This is a genomic window from Anaerocolumna sedimenticola (genome assembly GCF_009931695.1).
In the GTDB taxonomy this organism is placed as follows: domain Bacteria; phylum Bacillota; class Clostridia; order Lachnospirales; family Lachnospiraceae; genus Anaerocolumna; species Anaerocolumna sedimenticola.
Genome location: NZ_CP048000.1, coordinates 2,981,621 through 3,003,478, shown reverse-complemented (window position 1 = coordinate 3,003,478; position 21,858 = coordinate 2,981,621). Strand labels below are relative to the sequence as shown.

General features: G+C 36.9%; 18 protein-coding genes. 1 reads left to right on the top strand and 17 read right to left on the bottom strand.

Annotated elements, in window-relative coordinates; genetic code table 11:
* Positions 1–2: 2 nt before the first annotated feature.
* The 12 genes from Ana3638_RS13305 to Ana3638_RS13255 all read right to left on the bottom strand — a co-directional run bounded on the left by Ana3638_RS13305 (position 3) and on the right by Ana3638_RS13255 (position 16,970).
* Positions 3–1,721: an ABC transporter ATP-binding protein gene (locus tag Ana3638_RS13305; protein WP_161838457.1), complete on the bottom strand. Its 1,719-nt coding sequence runs from the start codon at positions 1,719–1,721 to the stop codon at positions 3–5.
* On the bottom strand, positions 1,718–3,586 hold the full coding sequence (locus Ana3638_RS13300) for an ABC transporter ATP-binding protein (protein WP_161838456.1): 1,869 nt from the start codon (positions 3,584–3,586) through the stop codon (positions 1,718–1,720). The genes Ana3638_RS13305 and Ana3638_RS13300 overlap by 4 nt, the downstream gene beginning before the upstream one ends.
* Positions 3,534–5,276 (bottom strand): ABC transporter ATP-binding protein, encoded by a 1,743-nt coding sequence (locus tag Ana3638_RS13295; RefSeq protein ID WP_161838455.1) that lies wholly within the window; start codon positions 5,274–5,276, stop codon positions 3,534–3,536. The genes Ana3638_RS13300 and Ana3638_RS13295 overlap by 53 nt, the downstream gene beginning before the upstream one ends.
* A gap of 77 nt (positions 5,277–5,353) precedes the next feature.
* Entirely contained in the window at positions 5,354–5,929 is a 576-nt protein-coding gene (locus tag Ana3638_RS25225) for a substrate-binding domain-containing protein (RefSeq protein WP_330588034.1), read from the bottom strand.
* Positions 5,930–5,946: 17 nt separating this feature from the next.
* Positions 5,947–6,342, bottom strand: coding sequence for a LacI family DNA-binding transcriptional regulator (locus tag Ana3638_RS25220; RefSeq protein ID WP_246240209.1), 396 nt, complete (start codon positions 6,340–6,342; stop codon positions 5,947–5,949).
* Between the two features lie 336 nt (positions 6,343–6,678).
* Positions 6,679–7,719 carry an NAD(P)-dependent alcohol dehydrogenase gene (locus tag Ana3638_RS13285; RefSeq protein ID WP_161838454.1) on the bottom strand — a complete coding sequence of 347 codons (1,041 nt, stop codon included), beginning with the start codon at positions 7,717–7,719 and terminating at the stop codon, positions 6,679–6,681.
* 237 nt (positions 7,720–7,956) lie between these two features.
* The gene (locus Ana3638_RS13280) at positions 7,957–8,985 is read right to left on the bottom strand and encodes a sugar ABC transporter substrate-binding protein (protein ID WP_161838453.1); all 1,029 of its coding nucleotides are present in this window, start codon (positions 8,983–8,985) and stop codon (positions 7,957–7,959) included.
* A gap of 64 nt (positions 8,986–9,049) precedes the next feature.
* Positions 9,050–10,015, bottom strand: a complete 966-nt coding sequence (locus Ana3638_RS13275; RefSeq protein ID WP_330587562.1) for an ABC transporter permease — start codon at positions 10,013–10,015, stop codon at positions 9,050–9,052.
* Position 10,016: 1 nt separating this feature from the next.
* A complete protein-coding gene (locus tag Ana3638_RS13270) occupies positions 10,017–11,531 on the bottom strand; it encodes a sugar ABC transporter ATP-binding protein (protein ID WP_330587561.1) in 1,515 nt (504 codons plus the stop codon).
* 414 nt (positions 11,532–11,945) lie between these two features.
* Complete coding sequence (locus Ana3638_RS13265; protein ID WP_161838452.1) at positions 11,946–13,532, bottom strand: response regulator transcription factor; 1,587 nt, start codon at positions 13,530–13,532, stop codon at positions 11,946–11,948.
* Positions 13,533–13,551: 19 nt separating this feature from the next.
* On the bottom strand, positions 13,552–15,318 hold the full coding sequence (locus tag Ana3638_RS13260; protein WP_161838451.1) for a sensor histidine kinase: 1,767 nt from the start codon (positions 15,316–15,318) through the stop codon (positions 13,552–13,554).
* 152 nt (positions 15,319–15,470) lie between these two features.
* Positions 15,471–16,970 (bottom strand): extracellular solute-binding protein, encoded by a 1,500-nt coding sequence (locus Ana3638_RS13255; protein WP_161838450.1) that lies wholly within the window; start codon positions 16,968–16,970, stop codon positions 15,471–15,473.
* Positions 16,971–17,163: 193 nt separating this feature from the next.
* Between Ana3638_RS13255 and Ana3638_RS13250 the strand changes: the two genes are divergently transcribed.
* Entirely contained in the window at positions 17,164–17,895 is a 732-nt protein-coding gene (locus Ana3638_RS13250; RefSeq protein WP_202621494.1) for a 4Fe-4S binding protein, read from the top strand.
* A gap of 85 nt (positions 17,896–17,980) precedes the next feature.
* On the opposite strand, the gene Ana3638_RS13245 is transcribed toward Ana3638_RS13250, so the two are convergent.
* The 5 genes from Ana3638_RS13245 to Ana3638_RS13230 form a co-directional block, all read right to left on the bottom strand.
* Positions 17,981–18,532, bottom strand: coding sequence for a GNAT family N-acetyltransferase (locus tag Ana3638_RS13245; protein ID WP_161838449.1), 552 nt, complete (start codon positions 18,530–18,532; stop codon positions 17,981–17,983).
* Between the two features lie 167 nt (positions 18,533–18,699).
* Entirely contained in the window at positions 18,700–19,389 is a 690-nt protein-coding gene (locus tag Ana3638_RS25730; RefSeq protein ID WP_281352823.1) for a serine hydrolase domain-containing protein, read from the bottom strand.
* Complete coding sequence (locus Ana3638_RS25725; RefSeq protein WP_281352822.1) at positions 19,329–19,883, bottom strand: serine hydrolase domain-containing protein; 555 nt, start codon at positions 19,881–19,883, stop codon at positions 19,329–19,331. The genes Ana3638_RS25730 and Ana3638_RS25725 overlap by 61 nt, the downstream gene beginning before the upstream one ends.
* Positions 19,884–20,299: 416 nt before the next feature.
* Positions 20,300–20,563 carry a CD3324 family protein gene (locus Ana3638_RS13235; RefSeq protein WP_161838448.1) on the bottom strand — a complete coding sequence of 88 codons (264 nt, stop codon included), beginning with the start codon at positions 20,561–20,563 and terminating at the stop codon, positions 20,300–20,302.
* A gap of 238 nt (positions 20,564–20,801) precedes the next feature.
* Entirely contained in the window at positions 20,802–21,848 is a 1,047-nt protein-coding gene (locus tag Ana3638_RS13230) for an FAD:protein FMN transferase (RefSeq protein ID WP_161838447.1), read from the bottom strand.
* Between the last annotated feature and the right edge of the window lie 10 nt (positions 21,849–21,858).

The window sequence follows — 21,858 nt, the reverse complement described above, 5'->3', positions numbered from 1 at the left end:
GTTTACCCCTCCTTGCTGCTTTCAATCTGTGTACGGTATATATCCTGATATATTTCACAATTCTCCATAAGTTCCTTATGTGTACCAAATCCGACCTTTACTCCATTATCCATTACCAGTATTTTGTCTGAAGACATAGCGGTACCACATCGTTGGGTAATGGTAATTATGGTCTGTTTTCTGGCTTGTGCATCGATATTTTCCCTGACTTTTGCTTCGGTTACCGCATCCAGCGCGCTGGTTGCATCATCCAGTATGAGTATGGAAGATTTCTTTAGTAAACCTCGGGCAATAGAGATACGCTGCTTCTGCCCGCCTGATATATTAACACCTGAACTTCCTAAAACACTGTCAAATTCTTCCGGCATCTGCCTGATAAATCCGGCTTGTGCCTTATCGGCTGCCATATGAAGCATATCTTCATCCGCATCAGAATCTCCCCATCTGATATTCTGAGCCACCGTACCGGAAAATAACATAGGTTTTTGAGGTACGATTGCAATATTATCCCGAAGTGAGTTAATATTTAGTTCTTTCACATCATATCCGCCTATTAAAATCTTACCGCTGTTCACATCATAAAACCGGAGAAGAAGCCAGGCAATTGTGGATTTACCGCTGCCGGTTGGACCTATGATTGCAAGGCTTTGTCCAGTATCCACGGAGAAAGATAAATCTTTGATTGCCGGTACACCACTGCCGCCCGGATAGGCAAAGGTTACATTTTTAAATTTAATGGAACCGTTTAATTCTTTCCGTTCCCCGTCTTCGGTAAAATCCCCGCCACAGTCGAATACTTCTTTAATTCTTAAGGTTGATGCCTTAGTCCGTACAAATGTATTAAATATATTGGTAATCATAATCAATGAAGTAAGTATTTGTGCCATATAAATGGTAAATGCCGTTATATCTCCGGGTGTTGCCAGATTTACGGTAAACAGCCTGCTCCCCAGATATATAGCGATTACCGTACCAATCCCCACCGTAAGTGTCATTAAAGGAGCTATTAAAGTAATTACAATTTGTGAAGATATGCCCTTTTGCATAAGGTTTGTGTTTGTCTCTTCAAACCGTTCCGTTTCCTTATCATAAGTTCCAAAAGCCTTTACGAAACGTACTCCTATGAGATATTCCTGAACGGTTAGATTTACTTTATCCATAGCTTTCTGTAATTGATAAAATCTGGGATAACTTAGCTTCATGCTTATGATGATAAAAATTGCAACCACTGCAACTACCATATAGATAATCAGACTTAATTTTACATTTAAAAGAGTGGCAAGTACGATACTGCCGATACAGGTAATGGGTGCTTTCAGAAAAATACGCATAATCCCGTTTACAAACTGTGTAATCTGAGCGGTATCATTTGTCATACGGGTGATAAGGGAACCGCTCTCAATTTTATCTGCACTATCCTCAGAAAAATATACTATTTTTTCAAAAAGATCATACCTTAAATCCGCTCCCATCCGCTGCGACACTTTGCTGGCAAGAATATTTCTTGTAACAGCAAAACAGGCTCCCACTAATGTAACAAGTAACATCCGGATTCCCCAATAGGTTACATGGGTTAAGGATCCCTGTTCAATTCCGGTATTAATGATATTTGACATGAGGGTAGGACCAAGCAGATCGCAGACCGCCTCTAAAGCTACGCAAAAAACTGCCACCAAAAACGGAAATTTATATTTTTTGAAATATTTACCGTACAATTTCATATCTTAAAAATTCCTTTCTTTAACCAATAACTATTAAGTGCCCAGGCTTTCGTATCATGTTTGTTCTTATGAAACTTTCTTCCCTCTAAGACCATATTGCTGTAATACCCCTGCTTTTTCATAAGCTCTTCATGATTACCGCTCTCTACTATCCTGCCTTCGGCAAGTACAATTATTTTATCCGAATTACGTATCGTGGAAAGCCTGTGGGCAATGATAAGAGCTGTTCTGTTTTTTGCCATATTTTCGATTGCTTTTTGAATCAGGACTTCGGTTTGAGAGTCAATATTGGCAGTTGCTTCATCTAAAACGATGACCGCAGGATCATGTGCAATCGCTCTGGCAAAAGATATCAGCTGCCTTTGACCTGCAGAAAGCGTATTTCCTCTTTCCATAACCGGCTCATGGATTTTCCCCGGAAAACCATCCACAAATTCCTTGGCATAGGAAGCTCTTGCGGCCTCCTCTATAACCGCCGGTTCAATATCGTCATTCAGAGAGATATTTCCTCCTATGGTATCAGAAAATAAAAATACATCCTGAAGAACAACAGCAATGTTATGTCTTAAATCCCTTCTTTTAATTTCATTTATATTGATACCGTTTATCAGAATTTCGCCTTTCTGTATCTTATAAAATCCGCTGATAAGACTGATGATGGTTGTCTTTCCGGCTCCTGTCTGACCTACGAAAGCAGCTGTCTGGCCTGCGGGGACGGTAAAACTAACATCCTTTAGTATCCAGTCTTTTTCATTATAAGAAAACCATACATTTTTAAACTCAATATCTCCGTCCATCCGTTCCATACTTATTCCCTGGTCCAGATCCTCCAGATTTTCTTTCTGATCCAGTAGTTCAAAAATGCGGTCGGCGGAAACAAAAGCGGATTGGATATTGGTATAATTATCGGCCAGATCCGAAATAGGTTCAAAAAATTGTTGAATATAAGTAGTAAAAGCATAAAGAATACCTATCTGTAAAGTCTGATTTGATATTTTATCCATACCGTACCAGATTAAGATGGCCACGGTAATATTCCGGAATACATTTGCAGCCGGTTTTAAAAAACTGTTCATCCAGACCTGGAAAGAGGTTACTTTATAATATCCGTCATTCAGTTCCTTAAAGTCCGCTTTTCTTTCTTTTTCTCCGTTAAAAATCTGAATAAGCTTCATTCCTGACAGATTTTCAGCCATAAAACCATTGATTCTTCCAATCAGCGTTTTCATTTTTCTGAAATTTTGCTTTATTTTAGTTCTTAATAAAAAAATAAACAAAAACATGATGGGAATAACGCTAAAAGAAACAAGAGTAAGCCGTACGTCCATAATAAACATGGCAAGAACGATTCCAATAATTAAAAATACATCCCGGAAGAAATTCATGAACACATCGGTATACAACTGGCTGAGCGCCTCCACGTCATTGGTAGCTCTTGTAATCAGGCTGCCTGAGGAGGTTTTATCCAGAAACTTAAGAGGCAGAAACTGGATCGTTTTGAAAACCTGACCTCGTAAGGTACGCAAGATTTCCTGTCCGGCCTTATTAATTATGTTAATTTGAATAACATTTAAGAAACCGCCAAGTATTACTACCGCAAAATAAAGGATACCCATACCTGTCAAGGAATAGAAACCTTTCTGAGGTGTATTCTTAGTCAGAAAATCATCTATTACTATTTTAAGAATGTATGGTTTTACAAGCATAGCCGTATTAACTAACAGCACACAAACTGCGGCTATTATAATTTTCTTTATATGAGGCAGGTTAAGTAACATAAGCCGCTTGAAACTTTTCTTTTTATAAGCACCTTTAACTGTCAGTCCCAAAGTTTCCGGTTCCAAATTGGTATTGGTAGATTTCATTATAGATGCCCCCTTTCTTTATCAGCTGTGTATGAGTACCCCTTTCTTTTATTTCACCTTTATCCAGGACAAGTATCTCATCAGCCTGCATCACTGCAGAAATTCTGCTGGCAACAATAATCGTAGTTTTATTTCTTCTTAACCTTCGTAAATTATTAAGAATCCTGGATTCCGTCACCGTGTCCACTGCTGAAAGGGCATCATCTAGTACAAGGATATCAGGATTCCTTACAAGCGCACGTGCTATGGATATTCTCTGCTTTTGTCCTCCGGATATGTTAACGCCCCGCTCTCCTAAAATGGTATTAAACTGATCCGGCAGATCTATGATATTTTCATAGATACAACTATTTCTTGCCGCCTCTTCTACTGCTTCCTCCGTATAAATATCTTTAAAAAACCGGATGTTATCCGAAATAGATGCATGAAATAAAAAGTTATCCTGGGGAACCAATCCTATTCCATTCTTAATAGCCTCCAGCTTAAACTTATTAATATCCGCATCTCCATAATAAATACAGTTGTTTTCTACATTATACAATTTAAGCAGCAGATGAATCAGTGTACTTTTACCGGAACCGGTCTTGCCTATGATTCCCAGGGTATGACCCTTAGGAATTGTCAGGTTTATATTCCTAAGGGATTCTTTTTTGGCTCCCGGATATGTAAAGGACAAATTATTTATTTTAATCAAAGCTTTTGGTAAATCACAGATGGTACCGTCATTTTTTACTTGAGGTTTTACACAAAGTATTTCATTGAGCCTGTTAAATGAGGCCATACCTCTTTGAAAAATGGTGGTTACCTGGCCGATGGAAAGTACTGGAGCTAATATCATGGTCAGATATCCGTTAAAAGCAATAAAATCTCCAAGTGAAATACTCCCCTTAAGTACCATATTCCCGCCCCAGATTAAATTAAATACAAAACTGACCGTAAAACATATTTCAATTAAGGGTGCTAAAAAAGCAGAAACATGAATCATATTCAGATTGGTTTCAACCATTTGGTTATTCAGTTTTTCAAACTTTTCCACTTCTTTATCTTCCTGTACGTAAGCCTTGATAACCCGCATACCGTTAATATTTTCATTTACACGGTCAGAAATTGCAGCAAATGTCTCCTGTACCCGCTTAAAGCGTTTTTTAACAAGCCCTCCAATGTAGATCATGATGTATACCATGACAGGAACCGGAAGCAGGGATAAAAGCGTAAGCTGCCAGTTAACTGCACGAGACATGGAATATATGGATATAACACAGACTACAATCCCGTTAATCGCCATAGAAAGGGCAGGCCCTAAAGTTTGCCTTACCGCATTAATATCATTGATTGCATAAGCGATTAAATCTCCTGTTTTTCTTTTGCTGTAAAATTCGGGAGTAAGTATCTGAAAATGATCGAACAGTATTTCTCTTAAATGACATTCCAGTTTCCTTGCATTGCCGATAACCAAATTTCTCCAAATATAGGTAAATGCAAAGGTACCTGCCGCAATTAGCAGGATATAACCGATATTGGAATATACCCTATCCCCTTGAAACCCCTTAATTTTCAAAATATCAACGTTATTTCCCAGAACTTTTGGAAATAACGTTTGTACATAGGAGGAAAGAAACATAAACAATAATCCTATGATATAGGAATGTTTATGCTTCTTTATAAAATCAATTAAAATATTTTTCTCCATTCGTTGTCCCCCATTCATATCAGTGTTATGCAAAATAGAGTCAAAAGGTCACTCCGATTATTTTGGGTCTGTATCTATTACCCTATAGATTTTACAGAATCCCGCTCAATTAAAATACTGTGTATCAAAATATTCTCGTAAGGTTTATCAGCCCGGCCAAACCTTTTTAAAAGCAGGGCAACAGTAGATTCACAGGCATAATCGATGTATAATTCCATGGTTGTCAGAGCAGGAATACATAAAGCAGACATCTCCGTATTTCCATATCCCATGACGGAGATATCCTCCGGTACTTTCACTCCATTGTCATGGAGATGCTTTATTAATTTCATAGCCGTATAATCCCACTGGCAGATAATTGCACTCGGTCCCTTGTTCTGCCGGATCAGATTCAGAATCCTATCATACTCTTCTTCCGAATAATAGAAAAATTCCTCCTGTACCGTCAGGTTATGATCTTCTAAGGCAGAACTGATCCCCAGTACTTTTTCTCTGCTGACATACCCATGGTTATTACCCAGGTAACCGATTTTTTTGTGGCCTTTTTGTATCAAATACTCACATTGCTTATAGCTGCTGTTATTAAAGTTATACCAGATGCAATCACTGTCTTTGGAAGGGGAATAACCGGTATAACATACATAGTTCCTGATTTTTTTTGTTATAAAATCTATATAGGGTTATCAAAACCCCCAATAAAAATTAGTCCGTCATAATTAGGGCCCTTTTGCATTTTATTCGGAAGAATTAAGTCAGCCTGACTTTTCTTATCCGTAAATTCCATATCATATTCCAGGTTAGCATCCTGTAAGGCTTTTTCCATCCCCTGCATGATATGGCTGAAATTACTGTTATCCTGGATAAAAGGTTTCTGATGAAGCACCAGCACCCTTTTCTGTTCCATACTTTTTGCCTTTAGGTAACCCATTTCTTTTGCTTTCGCTGTTACTTTTTCTCTTAATTCATCACTGACACCACCCTGGCCGGAAAGTGCCCTGCTGACTGAAATACTGGATATTCCCAGTGCCTGTGCTATATCAGTGAGTTTAATCTTATCATTTTTCATTAAAATTTACCCGTTACATATCAATCGGCTTACAGAAATGATACGGCCACGATTATGGCATTCCTTTCTTAATCATATTTCCTTTCAATATTATCTTTTTGTATCGTTATAACATTATATAACAAAACGTTATTTTTTTTCAATACACATCGTTATTTTAATAATAATTTATAAGTAACCGTTAATCTTCATTTGCTTCTGTCACAATCTAACTTCCGCTGAGTGGTGTATCCCTTCTTAGCCGGACATGCCTTATTGATAAAAAAAGGCTGTTTCTCCACTAATTTTTCAATTAGTTTTGAAACAGCCCTTTCCAATAGCTGCAGGTTGTATTATTTAGTTGATCTTAATGACAGCTTTTACTACATCTTTCGCATTGTTTACAACAAAATCAAAAGCCTCCTTGGTTTGTTCGAAATCAAACTCATGACTTACGATATCTTTTACATTGATTGCTCCGCTTGCAATCGCATTGATTGCTACCGGATATAAATTACGGTATCTGAAGATGGTTTTTAGCTCACCCTCCTTACCCATCAGTTTCATAAAATTAAATTCCACTTCATCTTTTGGAGTCATTCCCACAAGTACGATGGTACCGCCTCGTTTTACCACATCCGCTGTTTGTTTAACGGTAATTTCAGCCCCAGCCGTATCTATTACAACGTGTGCTCCCTGTCCATCTGTTATTTCATCTATTTTAGAGAGTACATTTTCTTCTTTTGCATTGATTACATGGGTAGCTCCAAGTCTTTTTGCTGTTTCCAGTCTGTTAGGCAGCACATCCACAACGATTATTTTAGCTGCCCCTCTAGCTTTGCTGGATAAAAGGGTAACCAGACCGATGCAGCCTGTTCCGAATATCACAACGGTGTCTCCCAGTTTCACATTACCTTTACCGGTTGCATGAAGTCCAACGGCAAGAGGTTCCACAAGTGCACCCTCCAGGTTTGATACATTATCCGGCAGTTTAAAACACATATCTTCCGGATGGGCAACGTAATTAGCAAATACGCCATGATAAGGCGGAGTTGCAAAGAATTCAACATCCGGGCATAAATTATATTGTCCTGACTTACAGAATTCACATTTACCGCAGGTTTTACCAGGTTCTAAGGCAACTCTGTCACCAACTGCCAGATTTTTTACCTCTTTACCCACAGCTACAACTTCACCGGCACATTCATGTCCAAGAATGAAATCACCATCTACCACAAAATCACCGATTTTTCCATGCTGGTAATAATGAACATCGGAACCGCAGATTCCGACGATATCAACTTTAACTAAAACATCTTTATCATGAACGACAGGCATGTCAATTTCTTTCCAAATCATATCATTGGTACCATGCATAAATATTGCTTTATTTGTCATATTAAAATCCTCCTTTAATCAATGAAGCTCTTCCTTTGTAAAAATCTGCAATTTTTGTATCTCATTGGGTATTAAGCGTTCATTGTATTGAAACTTATTTTATAAATATGGGTTGTATTACTATTATTTTTATGAATACAACCCATATTTTTTAAGAAATTCATATCATTATGAATTCTGTATAAACCCCAGGTAATTCTTCAAGTAATTCTTACCAAATAATATTGTTGAGCCTTATTACTTTATTGCACCGGATTTTTTGTGCATTTCGATATATTGGTCTACGTTGTCTTTTGTAATTAAAGGACACTCAATATCAATATCAATTTGAGTTTCTTCACCGGTTAATAATTTATTAGCAGTGTCAAGTAAGGAAGTAGCAAGGTCATATGCGCTTTGTAAGCTTGTAGAAGTCATTTTTCCGTCTTTAATTAACAGACAAGCTTCTGCAGTACCGTCAACACCGTAAGCTAAAATATTAGCAAATTTCGGATCATCTTTTACAACTTCTAAGGCACCTGCTGCCATGTTATCATTCATAGCGATAATTGCATCGATTTTATCATTTGCCTGTACCCATGTTTCCATGTAGTTCATAGCTTCGTCTTTATTCCAGTTAGCGATTTCTTTACCAACGATTTTTACATCAGGCCTCTTGTCGAAAAATTCTTTCTGCCAGCTTTGTTCTCTCTGATCAGCATGGAAGTTTCCGGGAGGTCCTAAAAGTACGACTACGTTAGCATTTTGCGGAACCTGTTCCAGAGCTAATGCTGCGTTAACGGCTGCCTGTGCGTATGGATCTGCGTCAACGGATGATGCACCCTCAATACCGCTGATACGTGCATTGGTTGTAATCGTCACAATACCTGCTGCAACAGCTTTTTCCACATAAGGTCTTTGTGCTTCCCCATTGTTAGGCTGTACAATAATTGCATCATATTTGTTGGTGATAGCGTTTTCAATTAAGGAGTTTTCCGTATCATCAGATGCCTGACCGTCAAATACGTCTAACTTAACGTTGGGATATTTTGCAGCTTCTTCAGTCACTGCATTGGCCAACCATGCTGCAAAGGAGTCTGCCTGTGCTCTTGCAATATAGGCAATACGATATACTTTTTCTCCGTTACCCTGATCCTCTGTTTTCGTATTTTCCCCGCCGGTCTGTTCGGTACCGGTTTTTGTACCTTGATCTTTTGGTCCGGTACACCCCGTAAATAATGAAGCCATTAATGCTACTACCATTGTTAGAACCAACAATTTTTTCATACCTTTTCCTCCTGATTTTTATTATTCTAAATAGGGCTTACCCTATCATAGACAGTTTAAAAGTTTAACGTTTTTTTCTCATGGTTTTTGCCCAGATATCATATATAACGGCAAGTGCTATAATAGCGCCGCGGACAATCTGCTGTAAGTAGGAGTTAACACCTACCAATACCATGATGTTGTCTAAGAATCCAACGATAAAGGCACCTGCAAGTGTTCCCGATGCAGTACCGATACCGCCTGAGAAGCTCGTACCGCCGATAACAGCTGCGGTAAGTGCTTTAAATTCATAACCGATGGCTCCGTTTGGCATACCGCCGTTAACACGGGACATAAATAATACTCCGGCAATACCAACCAAGATACCGTTGATAATAAATGCCCTCATTTTAATCCGGTTAACATTAATACCGGAGGCATTGGCTGCTTCTTCATTACCGCCGATTGCATAAATGGAGCGGCCAAAGACGGTATGTCTTAAGAGATACCAGGTAACAATAAGAGTACCTACGAGAAAGATCATGGGTGTCGGGATACCCAATATCTTACCTTGGCCGAATTTGACATAGTCACCGATCTGGTAAATATTCTGACCGTTGGTATAAAGGAGGGCGGCCCCTCTTGCCATAGCCATCATAGCTAAGGTTGCTATAAAGGGAGGTGTTTTATATTTGGTAACCATCAGACCGTTTAAAACGTTACATCCCACACCCACCAGTACCGCTACGATAAAACTGATTGTTAAAGAACCTGTAGCAGTATAGGAAGAAATGGAAAGGACGCCTGCTAATGCCAGTACCGAAGCGGAAGATAAATCAAGCATACCCGATATAATAAGAATGGTTTGCCCAAACGCTAAAATGGTACCTACTGAAATCTGTGTCGATATATTCTGCAGATTGGCTACGGATACGAAGTTTTTATTTGCCAGCCAGCAGAATATAAATAATGCTACTAAAACGAAATAGATACTGTATTTACTTTTGATGTTTGCGAACATCTTATTTCCTGTCAAACTTTTGGTATTCAATTTATTTCACCTCTTTCTGGATTTTTGTACCGGTTGCATAAGCCATAATGCTCTCCTGGGTAAATTCATCCCTGGTTAACATACCGGTGACTTTTCCTTTTGACATGATATAGATTCTGTCACACATTCCAATCAACTCCGGCAGTTCGGAAGAAACCATAACGAGGGCTTTCTTTTGTTTGGCCAGTTCAGTCATTAATTTATAAATCTCGTATTTGGCACCTACGTCGATTCCACGGGTAGGTTCATCCACAATTAAGATATCCGGATCCGTAACCATCCACTTTGCAAGTATGACTTTTTGCTGGTTTCCGCCGCTTAAAGATTCAATTTTTGTTTCAAAGTCAGGAGCCTTTACATTCATCTTTTCACAAAATTCTTTTACTGCTTTATTTTCTTCCTCTTCGTGAAGTCTTCCGCTGTAAATGAATTTTCTAAGGCTTGCCAGCGCAACGTTTTCTTTAATACTTCTCACCGGAATAATACCAAATCTTCTTCTGTCTTCGGAGAGCATAACCATCTTTTTATCAATACTGCTTTTAACATTTTTGATCACTGTTTTCTGGTTTTTAATAAAAATCTCACCGGATTCATACGGATCAAGCCCAAACAGACTTCTCATAACTTCAGTTCTGCCCGCTCCCATTAAGCCTGCAAAGCCAATTATTTCACCTTCTCTTACGTGAAAACTGACGTCTTCAAATTTATCTTTCTGGGTAAGACTTTGGACTTTTAATATTTCACCGCCAAGTTTAATTTCTTCCTTGGGAAAATTGTTCTCCAATTTCCTGCCTACCATCTGGGATATTACGGTTTCTAAATCGTATTCCCCTATTGGTCTTGAATCTACGACACAGCCATCACGGAATACTGTTATTTCATCCGCAATCCGGAATATTTCATCCATTTTATGTGAGATATAAATAATGCAAGCGCCCCGGCTCTTAATTTCATTAATCTTTTGGAATAATACCTCCACTTCCTTATTGGTAATTGCTGAGGTAGGTTCATCCATTATGATAATATCCGAGTTATAAGAGATGGCTTTTAAAATCTCTAACATCTGAATATCCGATACGGTTAGTTCTTTTAACTTTGTTTCCGGATTATAATTCAGATTCTCCTTAGCTAGAAGTTCTTTGGTCCGTTTTCTGATTTCTTTCCAGTTTATACGTCCGTACCGGTCCCTGGGCCAGTTTCCCACACAAAGGCTTTCTTCAATGGTCATTTCCGGTATATAGTTAAGCTCCTGAAAAATCATTGATATACCAAGACTTCTTGCCTGAATCGGATTTTTAATATCCACAGGTTTCTCATCAATGAGAATTTCACCTGCATCCGGCCGGTAAATACCATTAATGACTTTCATTAATGTAGATTTACCTGCTCCGTTTTCACCGCATAATACATGGACGGTTCCTTTTCTTACTGCAAAATTGACTTGATTTAATGCCTTTACCCCCGGAAAGGATTTATCAATATTGGATACTCTTAGCTTAATATCTGCATTAATCATAAATCGCTTCTCCTTTCTAACTATTTTAGGCATTTTTACTTGGTTACTTTCTGTATGTACAATGATACACGAATATATTGAACAAAAAAATGAAATGAATTAAGTGTTTTGTGTACAATTTTACTTTATGTCTAAATTTTTTACCCGAAATCGAATTATTTTACTTGTATGAGTGAAAAGTTTTATACCGGATTACGATTCTTTTGTACTAAATTAAGATGAATGGGTTCAGCCAGGAACAAAGACTTTCGCGGAAATAAAAAACTCAGATGAAAAAACCGAATCAATTTTCTGAATTCAGGTTTTTTCAATCTGAGTTATTTTATTTTTATGATGATTGGTATTTCACAAGTCATATTACGGAAGTAAAGTAAGGTTTCTATGTTACAGCTTTTTCACAGGGTTTTAATCTATTTATTTCTTTCCCATCCCCTCTTTATATTCTACAACGGTTTTGCCGGTTATTTTTTTAAATACTTTACTGAAATATTGTTGGTCGGAATATCCCACTTTCTCAAATACTTCCTTTATCTTGATATCCGATTCCAATAATAATTGTTTTGCTTTTTCTATCCTTAACTTGTTGATATACAGTGACATATTCTCACCGGTTTCTTTCTTGAAAATGCTGCTTAAATAATGCTTTGAAACATTCATCTCATCTGCCACATCATCCAGTGAGATTTTTTCCATATAATGATAATTTATATAATTAAGTGCCTGGTTAATCATGAATTTTGAATTATAATTTCTGACTTTCCGGATTTCATTAATCAATTTCTCCGTTAAATCCTGAAGCAGTCTGTTAATATTCTTTAGCTGGTCGGATTGTTCTATCTGATAATGGTAGGATTTATGGGTTTCAAATACTTCCCGGTCGGCAAGATAAAGGCCGTAACTGCCAAATATGTCACCGATCAGATTTGAATAAAATATTTTAACAATCATAGGGGATACCTGATTATCTTCGAAGTACTGTCCGATTTCCTCAATCATTTCTTTGACTTTATCTACATTTTCATGACCTATGGCTTCAATAAAGTTTTTATTATATATCTTTTTTAAATCTGATACGTTGGGTTCACTAAAATTAATTGTATCCACAGACAGTATCCGGTTAGGATTTTTCAACCGATAAAATAGTACGGATGATTTTTCTATAAAATCCCTGTATACCTCTCCTGCCTGTTCTATTTCACGAAATACCGGAGAAAAGACTGCATTTAAAGATATGTTAAAGTACTGCATTGCCCCATTATCGGCAGCAGAAAACATCCTTTTTATTTCAGCCGCCCTTAAATTAGGAGAAGCTATAAAAAGCAGATACATATTGCTTGGCTGGACATCGATGAAGGTTATTTCATTTTGATGAAATTGTTCAAAAAGGATGTTCATAACAGCAAAACCTACCTGTGTCAAATCAGTTTGTTCATCCGCATTCGGTACTACAGTAATACCCATAAAAGAAAATGTTGAATCAGTAACCGGGAAGTCCACTTTATTAAGAGACTTATATAACCGGTCATCCAAATTAAAACCTTTCCTGACTAAATCTGCAGCCAGACTACGTTTTAGTTCCTCCAGATTCGGCTCATTCCTCTTATCTGCTTCATTTTTACTTTGGGAATCCAGTTTTTCTTTGACAGAAGCCATAAGTTTTACCAGTTCTTCATCTTCAATTTCAGATTTTAAAATATAATCATTAGCGCCTGCTTTCAATGCTTTTCTTACAATAGTAAATTCATCGTAACAGGTTAAAACTAAAATCTGGGCTTCCGTATTATCTTTACGTATTTGGTCCACTAACCAAAGCCCATCCTGTTTTGGCATCTTAATATCCGTTATAATGACATCCGGTTTAAATTTTTGATAATTCTCATAAGCCTGTTCACCATTAGACGCTTCCGAAACTATGGTAAAACCGACTGCTTCCCAATTAATTGTCGTTTTAAGTCCCACTCTTACCAGCACTTCATCATCAACTATCATTACTTTATACATAGTTAAACACCCTAGCTTTCTAAGGTACAGGAGCAGTCTCCATTTTACTTACAGATAATATGACCTGTACCAGCGTACCTTCTCCCAATTTTGTTTTAATATTTATTCCATACTCATTACCGCAATATAAACGGATCCTGTGATTAACATTGTTGAGGCCTACTTTACTGAATTTATTTTTATCTGTGGAATTTGATAAAATTTTATTTAGAACCTCTTCTTCAATACCAGGTCCATCATCCTGAATTTCTATGATAAGCCGGTTATCGCTGATAAAACCGGATATCTTAATATCGATTTCCTGTCTTTCATCTGTTAATCCATAAATAATGGAGTTTTCAACAATTGGCTGCAATATTAATTTCGGAACAGATAAATCAAGACATTCCTCCTCAATTGACCTGGAAAAACTAATTGCCTGATTAAAGCGCAGTTTCTGTATAATAATATAGTTTTCAACGTAATCTAACTCTTCCCTGAGAGTAATCATATCTCTGCCCAGATTGGTACTGATACGCAGCAATTTAATCAAAGCCGTGATGGATTTGCTTACACTGGTATTCCCTTGTATTTTAGCCATCCATTTAATAGTATTTAAGGTATTATATAAAAAATGAGGATTGATCTGTGCGTGAAGTGCTTCTAATTCCACTTCTTTTTTCTCCTGCTCCTCTTTTACTAATTTGTCGATAAGTACCTGCATTTCTCCAATCATATTATTTAAACTGATTCCTAGCTGTCCCACCTCATCCTTTGACTGGATTTCCGTTCTGGCCGTTAAATCTCCCTGTTCTACCTTTTTTATAACCGCCATCATCTTCATCATAGGTTCCGTATACCGGATGGAAAATATGAGCATAAAAAGAAGAATAACCGCTACATAGATAACCCCTCCCAATATCAGGTAGGTTTGAATCTGATTAATCTCCTGATAAAGATAATTAGTAGACAGCGTCTTAATTATCTTCCAGCCGTTGCTTTGTATTGTGGAATAAATAGCTATCTGATCCGTACCTGTTTTATAAAGTACATAATTATGCCCGTCCTTATCCCCCATTACCTGATTGGCATAAGGTTCTTCCTTAATGGATTGCCCTATCCGTATCTTATTAGGATGACTTATAATTCTGCCCCTGTTATCACATATAAATACTTCGGTATCTTCTTCAGGACCGTTTTCCACCAACCCGGAATAAGCATTTTGCAGTATAGCTTCCTCTAAATCAAAACGTAAATATCCATAATCTTTTAGTGTGTTAAAATCTATGACTTTACGTCCCAGAGTAAAATATAACTTATCAAACTTTCCGGACAGGATTTCAATTAACTTATGAGTGGTAGGCAGCCATATGGGCTGTCCGGTTGATTTAGCCAGTTCGGAGCTTATCTGAACCGCAGTTCCTATTTTATTGACACCGGCAGAATAATACTTGTGATCCAGAATCAAATCGATGGCTTCAATATCATCTCTTGATGTTATGAACGTCCTTAATACATTATTAAACTCATCCTGTGAATATTGCTTCTGATGCTCCAGCATTTTAAGCAAAGTACTGTTTGAGATAATAAGTGTAGAAAACTCCTCCAGGTCATCCAGTAAAAAATCAATTTTCTCTCCTGCTTCGTAAACCGATTGGGTTTCCGATTCCGTGTATTTATTTTGGATTATCTTTTTCACCGTTTTGGAATAAGATATGGCAATTACTATTACCGGAATTGCAATTAGAATAATGGCAAACATACCAAGCTTGACCCTTAGTGCATTATAAAATTTTATTTTTTTCACTGTTCGTCTCCCCGTTATGTTAATTATCCATAGGTAATTTCGAAACTGAATTATTGTATTTATATACCGTGCAAGTAATACAATTTCAGAACTGAATCTGGCTTCAAAGGCTAAAATTGGCTTTTGACACCCGAATCCTGTTAATTTAATTTTTATTGCTTCAAATCCGTATATATTTTCATTCTTACTTCATGGCTGTCCAGATTACTGACTAACATTTGATGTAAATTATGAATCAGATTTTTTTCTACGTCATAAAAATCAGAGGTTTTAGGTCTTAGATAAATATTCTCTGGATTCCAGGCAGTTTGCACCGCATTCATAAAATTTTTCATAGTTTCTGTGTCCGCATTTGTATCGAATTCATTCTGCTGTTGTTTTTTTATTTCTTCGTATGCCGAATTCCTTGTTGGAAGACTTCCTCCTTCCGGATGTCTCAATACCTTTAACTGCATGTCCTTGGAAGTTGCCCATACAATATATAACCAGGCTGCCTCTTTCTCTGTTTCCGTTGCATATTTATTAATACCAATCCCGGAGCCGCCGTATATATTACTGCTTTTCTCATCCCCGTAAGGTAATATGGAATACCCTACTTTGCCTGCAACTTTTGAAAGTACGGAATCTTCTAAATAAGTATAATTTTCATCCCAATTTGCCATCATCGCAATTTCACCGTTTCGAAATGCATTCGCAGAATCTGCCCAGTTCCAATTTACACTTTCCGGAGCTGAAACACTTGCAACTTTCTTATATACATCCAACGCCTGAATAAAATTGTTATTTAATGCATTAACCAGTTTATAGCGCGGTGTACCTACTGTATTAATATTTTCGTCCAGGAAATAATCCCCGCCATATGCAGCCAATATATTGGAAAATTCACAGAAAATAGAATTATGCTCCTGAGCCATTAAACCGCTCCCATATTTTACTTCTTCATCAGGAACATTTTCATTAATCCACTCAGCCACTTCACAATACCTTTCCCAGGTAAAATCCGCTGCCCCCGGCACCGGAACGTAACCCAGTTCCTTTTTCATTTGTTCTTTATAACGCTCAAATATATCCCTTCTATAAAACATAATCATAGTAGTACTGTCAAAAGGAATTGCATAGACCTGGTCTTTATTTAAAAAATAAGAGCATACCTCCGTCTGAAAATCAATAAAATCACTCATAAAATCTTCCATATGCGGCTGCCCCTGAGCCAAATTATAAGGATTTAAAACTTCAAGGTAATTATAAAAACGATTTAATGTCTGATATGGATCTACATAAACTAATTGATATTTGCCAGCCTGGGTAATAAAATCCAGGTTTACTTTCTGTATCAGTGTATCAAAATCTACGGGCCGTATATTTATATTAATACCCGTTACTTCTGAGAATTCCTCACTTTCATGTGTTAGGATATTGGCATACAGATTATTCTCCACTATAAAATTAAGAGTAATTCCTGCATATTGCTTAATATTATAATTTTCCGGTAATTTAATGTTTTCAAAATTGGTTCCGTTCAAATTGATATTATCTGGAGCTGTAGCTTCTTCTTTCTTGTATTCTTTATTGGAGCAGGCGGTGGATAAAAGTATAATTACAACGGTTATCATCCCGACATAATAAATTCTCAGTTTTCTTTTGAAAAGCATCCGTTTCCCTCCCTGTCCCGATTCACAAAAATAATTTACTAATTATAATTATAACTTATTATCTACCGGAAATAAACGTTAATACAAATTATTTTATACGGAATAACCTCCATCTTGACATATCTATATCAAGATGATATAGTTAAATTAAAAATAAATGTTTATTACTTCATCAAAAGAAAGGAATCTGCTTATGAAACGTCAGAAAATACGAAAATTATTTTTACTTCTTTCCTTTTTATTATTTCCGGTTACCCTCTATTACTTATCCCCCTATCTGATTATACAGGGTGGTTTTGCAGGTATTATTACCGGAAGTTTGATTTTTTTTGCAGCTTTATTTATTTTATCACTGATTTTTGGAAGAGCTTTCTGTGGATGGTTATGCCCTGCCGGTGGACTTCAGGAATGTTGTATGTCAGCGGTTGATAAAAAAGTAAACGGCAAGAAAATAGACCGGATTAAATTTATGATCTGGGTTCCCTGGCTGATTGGAATTGTTCTTTCCTTTCTGTCAGCAGGCGGAATTAAATCCGTTAATTTCTTTTATATGACCGACCATGGTATTTCAGCTTCCAGTCTGCCGGGATTAATTACATACTACTTAGTAGTAATACTTATTACTTTGCTTGCACTTACACTGGGGCGCCGGGGTATGTGTCATTCCATCTGCTGGATGGCCCCTTTTATGATTATAGGGACAAAACTGAAAAATAAACTACATTTTCCCTCCCTTCACCTGGATTCTACTCCATCAAACTGTGTGAATTGCGGTATATGCTCTAAAAATTGCCCAATGAGTCTTGAAGTAGCCCGGATGGTACAAGCAAATAAGCTGGATAATGCAGAATGTATACTTTGCGGAGAATGTGTCGATAACTGCCCGAAAAAGGCCATAAGATTAACATTCAAACAGAATATATGAAATTTTGATTCAAGAAGTTTAGAACAGGAGGGCAGAATGAATATTCCTGCCCTCTAATTTAATGCATCCCTGATTGTTATAAAAATTATTGATTATCTAAAAATCTGCCCATAATGACCGTATCATAGTACTTACCGTCCGATAAAATCTTATCTTTTCTTAATATTCCTTCTACTTCAAAACCCAATCTTTTATATAGGGAAATTGCCTTTTCATTGGTTTCTAAAACATTTAAGGTCATTTTCTTAATATGGTTGGAATCAGCCCAATTGATAGATTCATTTAAAAGATTTTTCCCTATTTTATACCCCCAGAATTCTTTAAGAATACATATTCCGAATTCTACTTTATGTGAAAAACGTTTCAGATAATTACCCTCGCATCTTGAGAAACCAACTAATTTATTATCTGCTTCGGCAACCAAAAACAGATTTCTGGCTTTCTCACTATCCTCTTTTATTAACTGCTTAAAATCTTCTTCATCAATAAAGGCTTCCCCTTTTTCCCGGTCCAGATTCTCAGTTTCTCCATCAATCTGCACTCTCAGCCCGGATAATTGTTTTGCATCCGATTGCATGGCAGACCGTATCACATAGTTTAAACCATGAATATGATATTCCTTTTTATCTATAATCATATAAATCCTCCATGCTGCCGATACCCGCGAATTTGGGCGTCAGCACAAATGGCTCGCATTTTTTTGCGAGACTATTCACACTAACACCCATGCTTTCCTGGCATAAATCCTGAAGAATAGCTGCTTTTGCTATTCTTCTAATGGCTCGCATTTTTTTGCGAGACTATTCACACTATCTCCTTAGAACTTAAAATAATATTACGAAGCTTTCTGGTAAGTGAGGTTGTCCCCGTATCCGTTTTCTGCATCATAAAAAGAATGGTTAATTTCTCCTTGGGACAATTGCAGAAATAAGCTCCAAGCCAGCCATCCCATCCATATTCGGAAAGGCACCCGATATCCCCGGCTTTACTGCAGTCTGTCATTACACGCATTAAATTACCATAGCTATGTCCGCATAAAGTCTGCCAGAGATCAAAACCTCTCTGCTGCGCTGCATTTAAAGTGGCTGAGGTTAAATATTTGACAGTTCTCGGCTTTAATATAGATACACCATTTAAGCTGCCCTCATTCATAAGCATATTCACAAACTTCCCATAGTCATCTATAGTCGAAGCCAGACCGGCACCCCCGGACTCAAAAGCAGGCTCTCTGTCCATCTGCTGGATTATCCCCAAATGATTACCGGTATAAAGTTTTAATCCGCCCTCACCGTTATTTGCATAAGTCTTTACAAGTCTGCTTCTTTTGTCCGGTTGAACCCAAAATCCGGTATCCATCATTCCAAGAGGTTCAAATATCTCTTTCTTTAAAAATTCTCCGAAGAACTTACCACTTGCTACTTCTACAACGGCACCTAATACATCAGCGGAAGTCCCGTACTGCCAGAAAGAACCCGGTTGATAAGCCAGGGGCACCTGCCCAATTTATTTATCACTTCTATCGTACTCATAGGTGAATCACTAAACAGCCTGTCATCTATCTCTTTAAATAAGTTTTCCGTATCCTGTCCTGCCTGGTCCGCTCCTCCATAAACCAAACCGGAAGTCATGGAAAGGAGATCTTTTATAGTCACTTCCCGTTCTGCTGGAATCAGCTTATCGTTGCTAACCACCATTTGATTTTTAAAACCGGGCAGATACTTACTGACAGGTTCATAAAGGTCTATCACCCCGCGTTCCAGGAGAATCATTACTGACGCCGCTGTCACCGGTTTACTCATGGAATATAATCGAAAAATGGAATCTCTTTTAATGGGTGTTTTAGCATCAATATCCGCAAAACCATCCTCATGATAAAAGATTTCTTTTCCTTCTTTTATAACCAATAAATTACCACCGGCTATCTCCTTTTGATTGATACTGTTTCTTAATACTTTCTTTAACTGGTCACTTTCTGTTAAATCAAACATAACTATTCTCCCATTTAATTTTCTATTTTCTTTACTTAAGTGGAATAAAAATAAAGCATTTTAACCACATGATTAAGCTTTATTATAACATCAATGACGAAAGAAATAAATGTACTTTTGGATGTAATTAACAAATTGCAGGAACATATACATTTTTTTGAGTATCCTGTTTGTGAAACAAATGTACAAAAAGAAGAGGAGCATCGCTCCATAACTAAAAATCAGCTATTTCGCGACACTCCTTTTAGGGTATTAAAAGTCAAACACCTCTAAGTTTTTCAATCTAACCATCCCCTTTCAAACTTAATTGACCGGTCAAATGTATTATCTCACAGTTTAAGAAAGAAGAAAAGGAATTGAACCGTTATATTTATTTTTTCTTATTATTTACTTAATTATGTTTTACTTACTAATTTTCATGCTTTTTTATAAATAATTTTACGTATGGTATCTTCACCAAGATGAAATCGTTCTGCCAGTTCTTTCACTGAATCTCCCTGTTCAAATTGTAACTTTATCTTTTTATTCCTAATATCAATAAATTGACGGGTACCGCTTAAGTAGCCCCAGCCTGCCTTATTGCTTTTTTTAGGAATATAGATCAGGGATCCTTCCACATATTCCTGTATTTCTTTCAACAGGCGGTCCGGCAATACATCTGCACCTTTTTTGTATTTCAAATAGCATTCCCTCCCAATATATATTGCTGCCATAACTGATACAATCAAAGCTTCTCATGCAAGCCACCTCCTTAAAAATTTTTTATATAAAACAAGTATAACATAACTTTCAAAATTAATCCAATATTTTTCTATAATAGGTTGTTACAAATTTCATTATACTTAACTTGTACCTGGAATATAGAGTTACTTTCTATATTTTACATTAAGGAATTATAAAAATTCAATACTGATTTTATTAATTGGTTAAAGTAAATTCAGGACTGATATCTTCCATTTCTTCTTTCCAGCCGGAAGATTTATAAATTTTATAATCGGTTGTAACAGCGATACATTCCACTCCCTGTATACCATTTATAATCTTAAACCCTTTCTCCATTCCGGATACAAAAGTAACCTTTGTCAGGATATCCGCCAACATATTGCAGTTTGGTATATCACTGCTGATTACAATAGTATCGCTCATCACTTTCGCATCTGCCGGATAACCGGTAAATGGATTTAATATATGATGATACCTTTTACCGTCTTTGATAAAATACCGTTCATAATCACCGGAGGTAGAGAGTGCTTGTTCCGGCATACGGATAATACACGTATAATTTTTATTGTCATCCTTTCTTGGGTGCTGTACGGCAATCGCCCATAAGGATTTGTCCTGCTTTTCTCCCAGCGCATAAACACTGCTTCCGCCAAGATTTATTATAGCGCTCTTTACTCCATACTCTTTTAAGATCCTTACTGCTTCGTCTGCCGCATATCCCTTGGCTATTCCTCCAAGATCAACTGACATTCCCTCTTTTAACAGCTTTATACTGTTATCCGATTCTTTAATACTTATATTTTTATAATCTACAAGTGGTAAAACCTTTTTAATTTCATCATCTGTTGGTACTTTCTGGTTCTCTGTACCAATTCCCCACAGTTTAATCAGGGGACCGACTGTTATATCAAAGGCTCCTTCACTTAACTCTGAATACTTGATTGAAGTTTTAATCATATTTATGATTTCCGGATGTACCTTTACATACTCTTTACCGGATGCATTGTTTATCATGCTGATATCACTCGTTTCTATAGAAGCGCTGGCCATTTTTTCAATTTCATCAATTCTCTGAAAAGCAGCATCGATTGCTTTATTTGCTTTAGGGCCATAGGCCTTGATATCCATAATCGTGTCCATTTTAAAAGCTTGTTTCTCTGCTTCTTTCCATTCATTGGAACAGGCAGTAAATAAAATCAATATTATCATACCTAACCCAATAGCATATATCCTTTTTAACATTTATATCCTC

What these genes read in the sequence shown, in the direction of transcription:
- Ana3638_RS13250 (WP_202621494.1), top strand. Translation starts at nt 17,164, where the DNA reads ATGAAACGTCAGAAAATACGAAAATTATTTTTACTTCTTTCCTTTTTA.
- Ana3638_RS13265 (WP_161838452.1), bottom strand. Translation starts at nt 13,532, where the DNA reads ATGTATAAAGTAATGATAGTTGATGATGAAGTGCTGGTAAGAGTGGGA.
- Ana3638_RS13305 (WP_161838457.1), bottom strand. Translation starts at nt 1,721, where the DNA reads ATGAAATTGTACGGTAAATATTTCAAAAAATATAAATTTCCGTTTTTG.
- Ana3638_RS13300 (WP_161838456.1), bottom strand. Translation starts at nt 3,586, where the DNA reads ATGAAATCTACCAATACCAATTTGGAACCGGAAACTTTGGGACTGACA.
- Ana3638_RS13295 (WP_161838455.1), bottom strand. Translation starts at nt 5,276, where the DNA reads ATGGAGAAAAATATTTTAATTGATTTTATAAAGAAGCATAAACATTCC.
- Ana3638_RS13230 (WP_161838447.1), bottom strand. Translation starts at nt 21,848, where the DNA reads ATGTTAAAAAGGATATATGCTATTGGGTTAGGTATGATAATATTGATT.
- Ana3638_RS13280 (WP_161838453.1), bottom strand. Translation starts at nt 8,985, where the DNA reads ATGAAAAAATTGTTGGTTCTAACAATGGTAGTAGCATTAATGGCTTCA.
- Ana3638_RS13255 (WP_161838450.1), bottom strand. Translation starts at nt 16,970, where the DNA reads ATGCTTTTCAAAAGAAAACTGAGAATTTATTATGTCGGGATGATAACC.
- Ana3638_RS25220 (WP_246240209.1), bottom strand. Translation starts at nt 6,342, where the DNA reads ATGAAAAATGATAAGATTAAACTCACTGATATAGCACAGGCACTGGGA.
- Ana3638_RS13285 (WP_161838454.1), bottom strand. Translation starts at nt 7,719, where the DNA reads ATGACAAATAAAGCAATATTTATGCATGGTACCAATGATATGATTTGG.
- Ana3638_RS13245 (WP_161838449.1), bottom strand. Translation starts at nt 18,532, where the DNA reads ATGATTATAGATAAAAAGGAATATCATATTCATGGTTTAAACTATGTG.
- Ana3638_RS25725 (WP_281352822.1), bottom strand. Translation starts at nt 19,883, where the DNA reads ATGTTTGATTTAACAGAAAGTGACCAGTTAAAGAAAGTATTAAGAAAC.
- Ana3638_RS13270 (WP_330587561.1), bottom strand. Translation starts at nt 11,531, where the DNA reads ATGATTAATGCAGATATTAAGCTAAGAGTATCCAATATTGATAAATCC.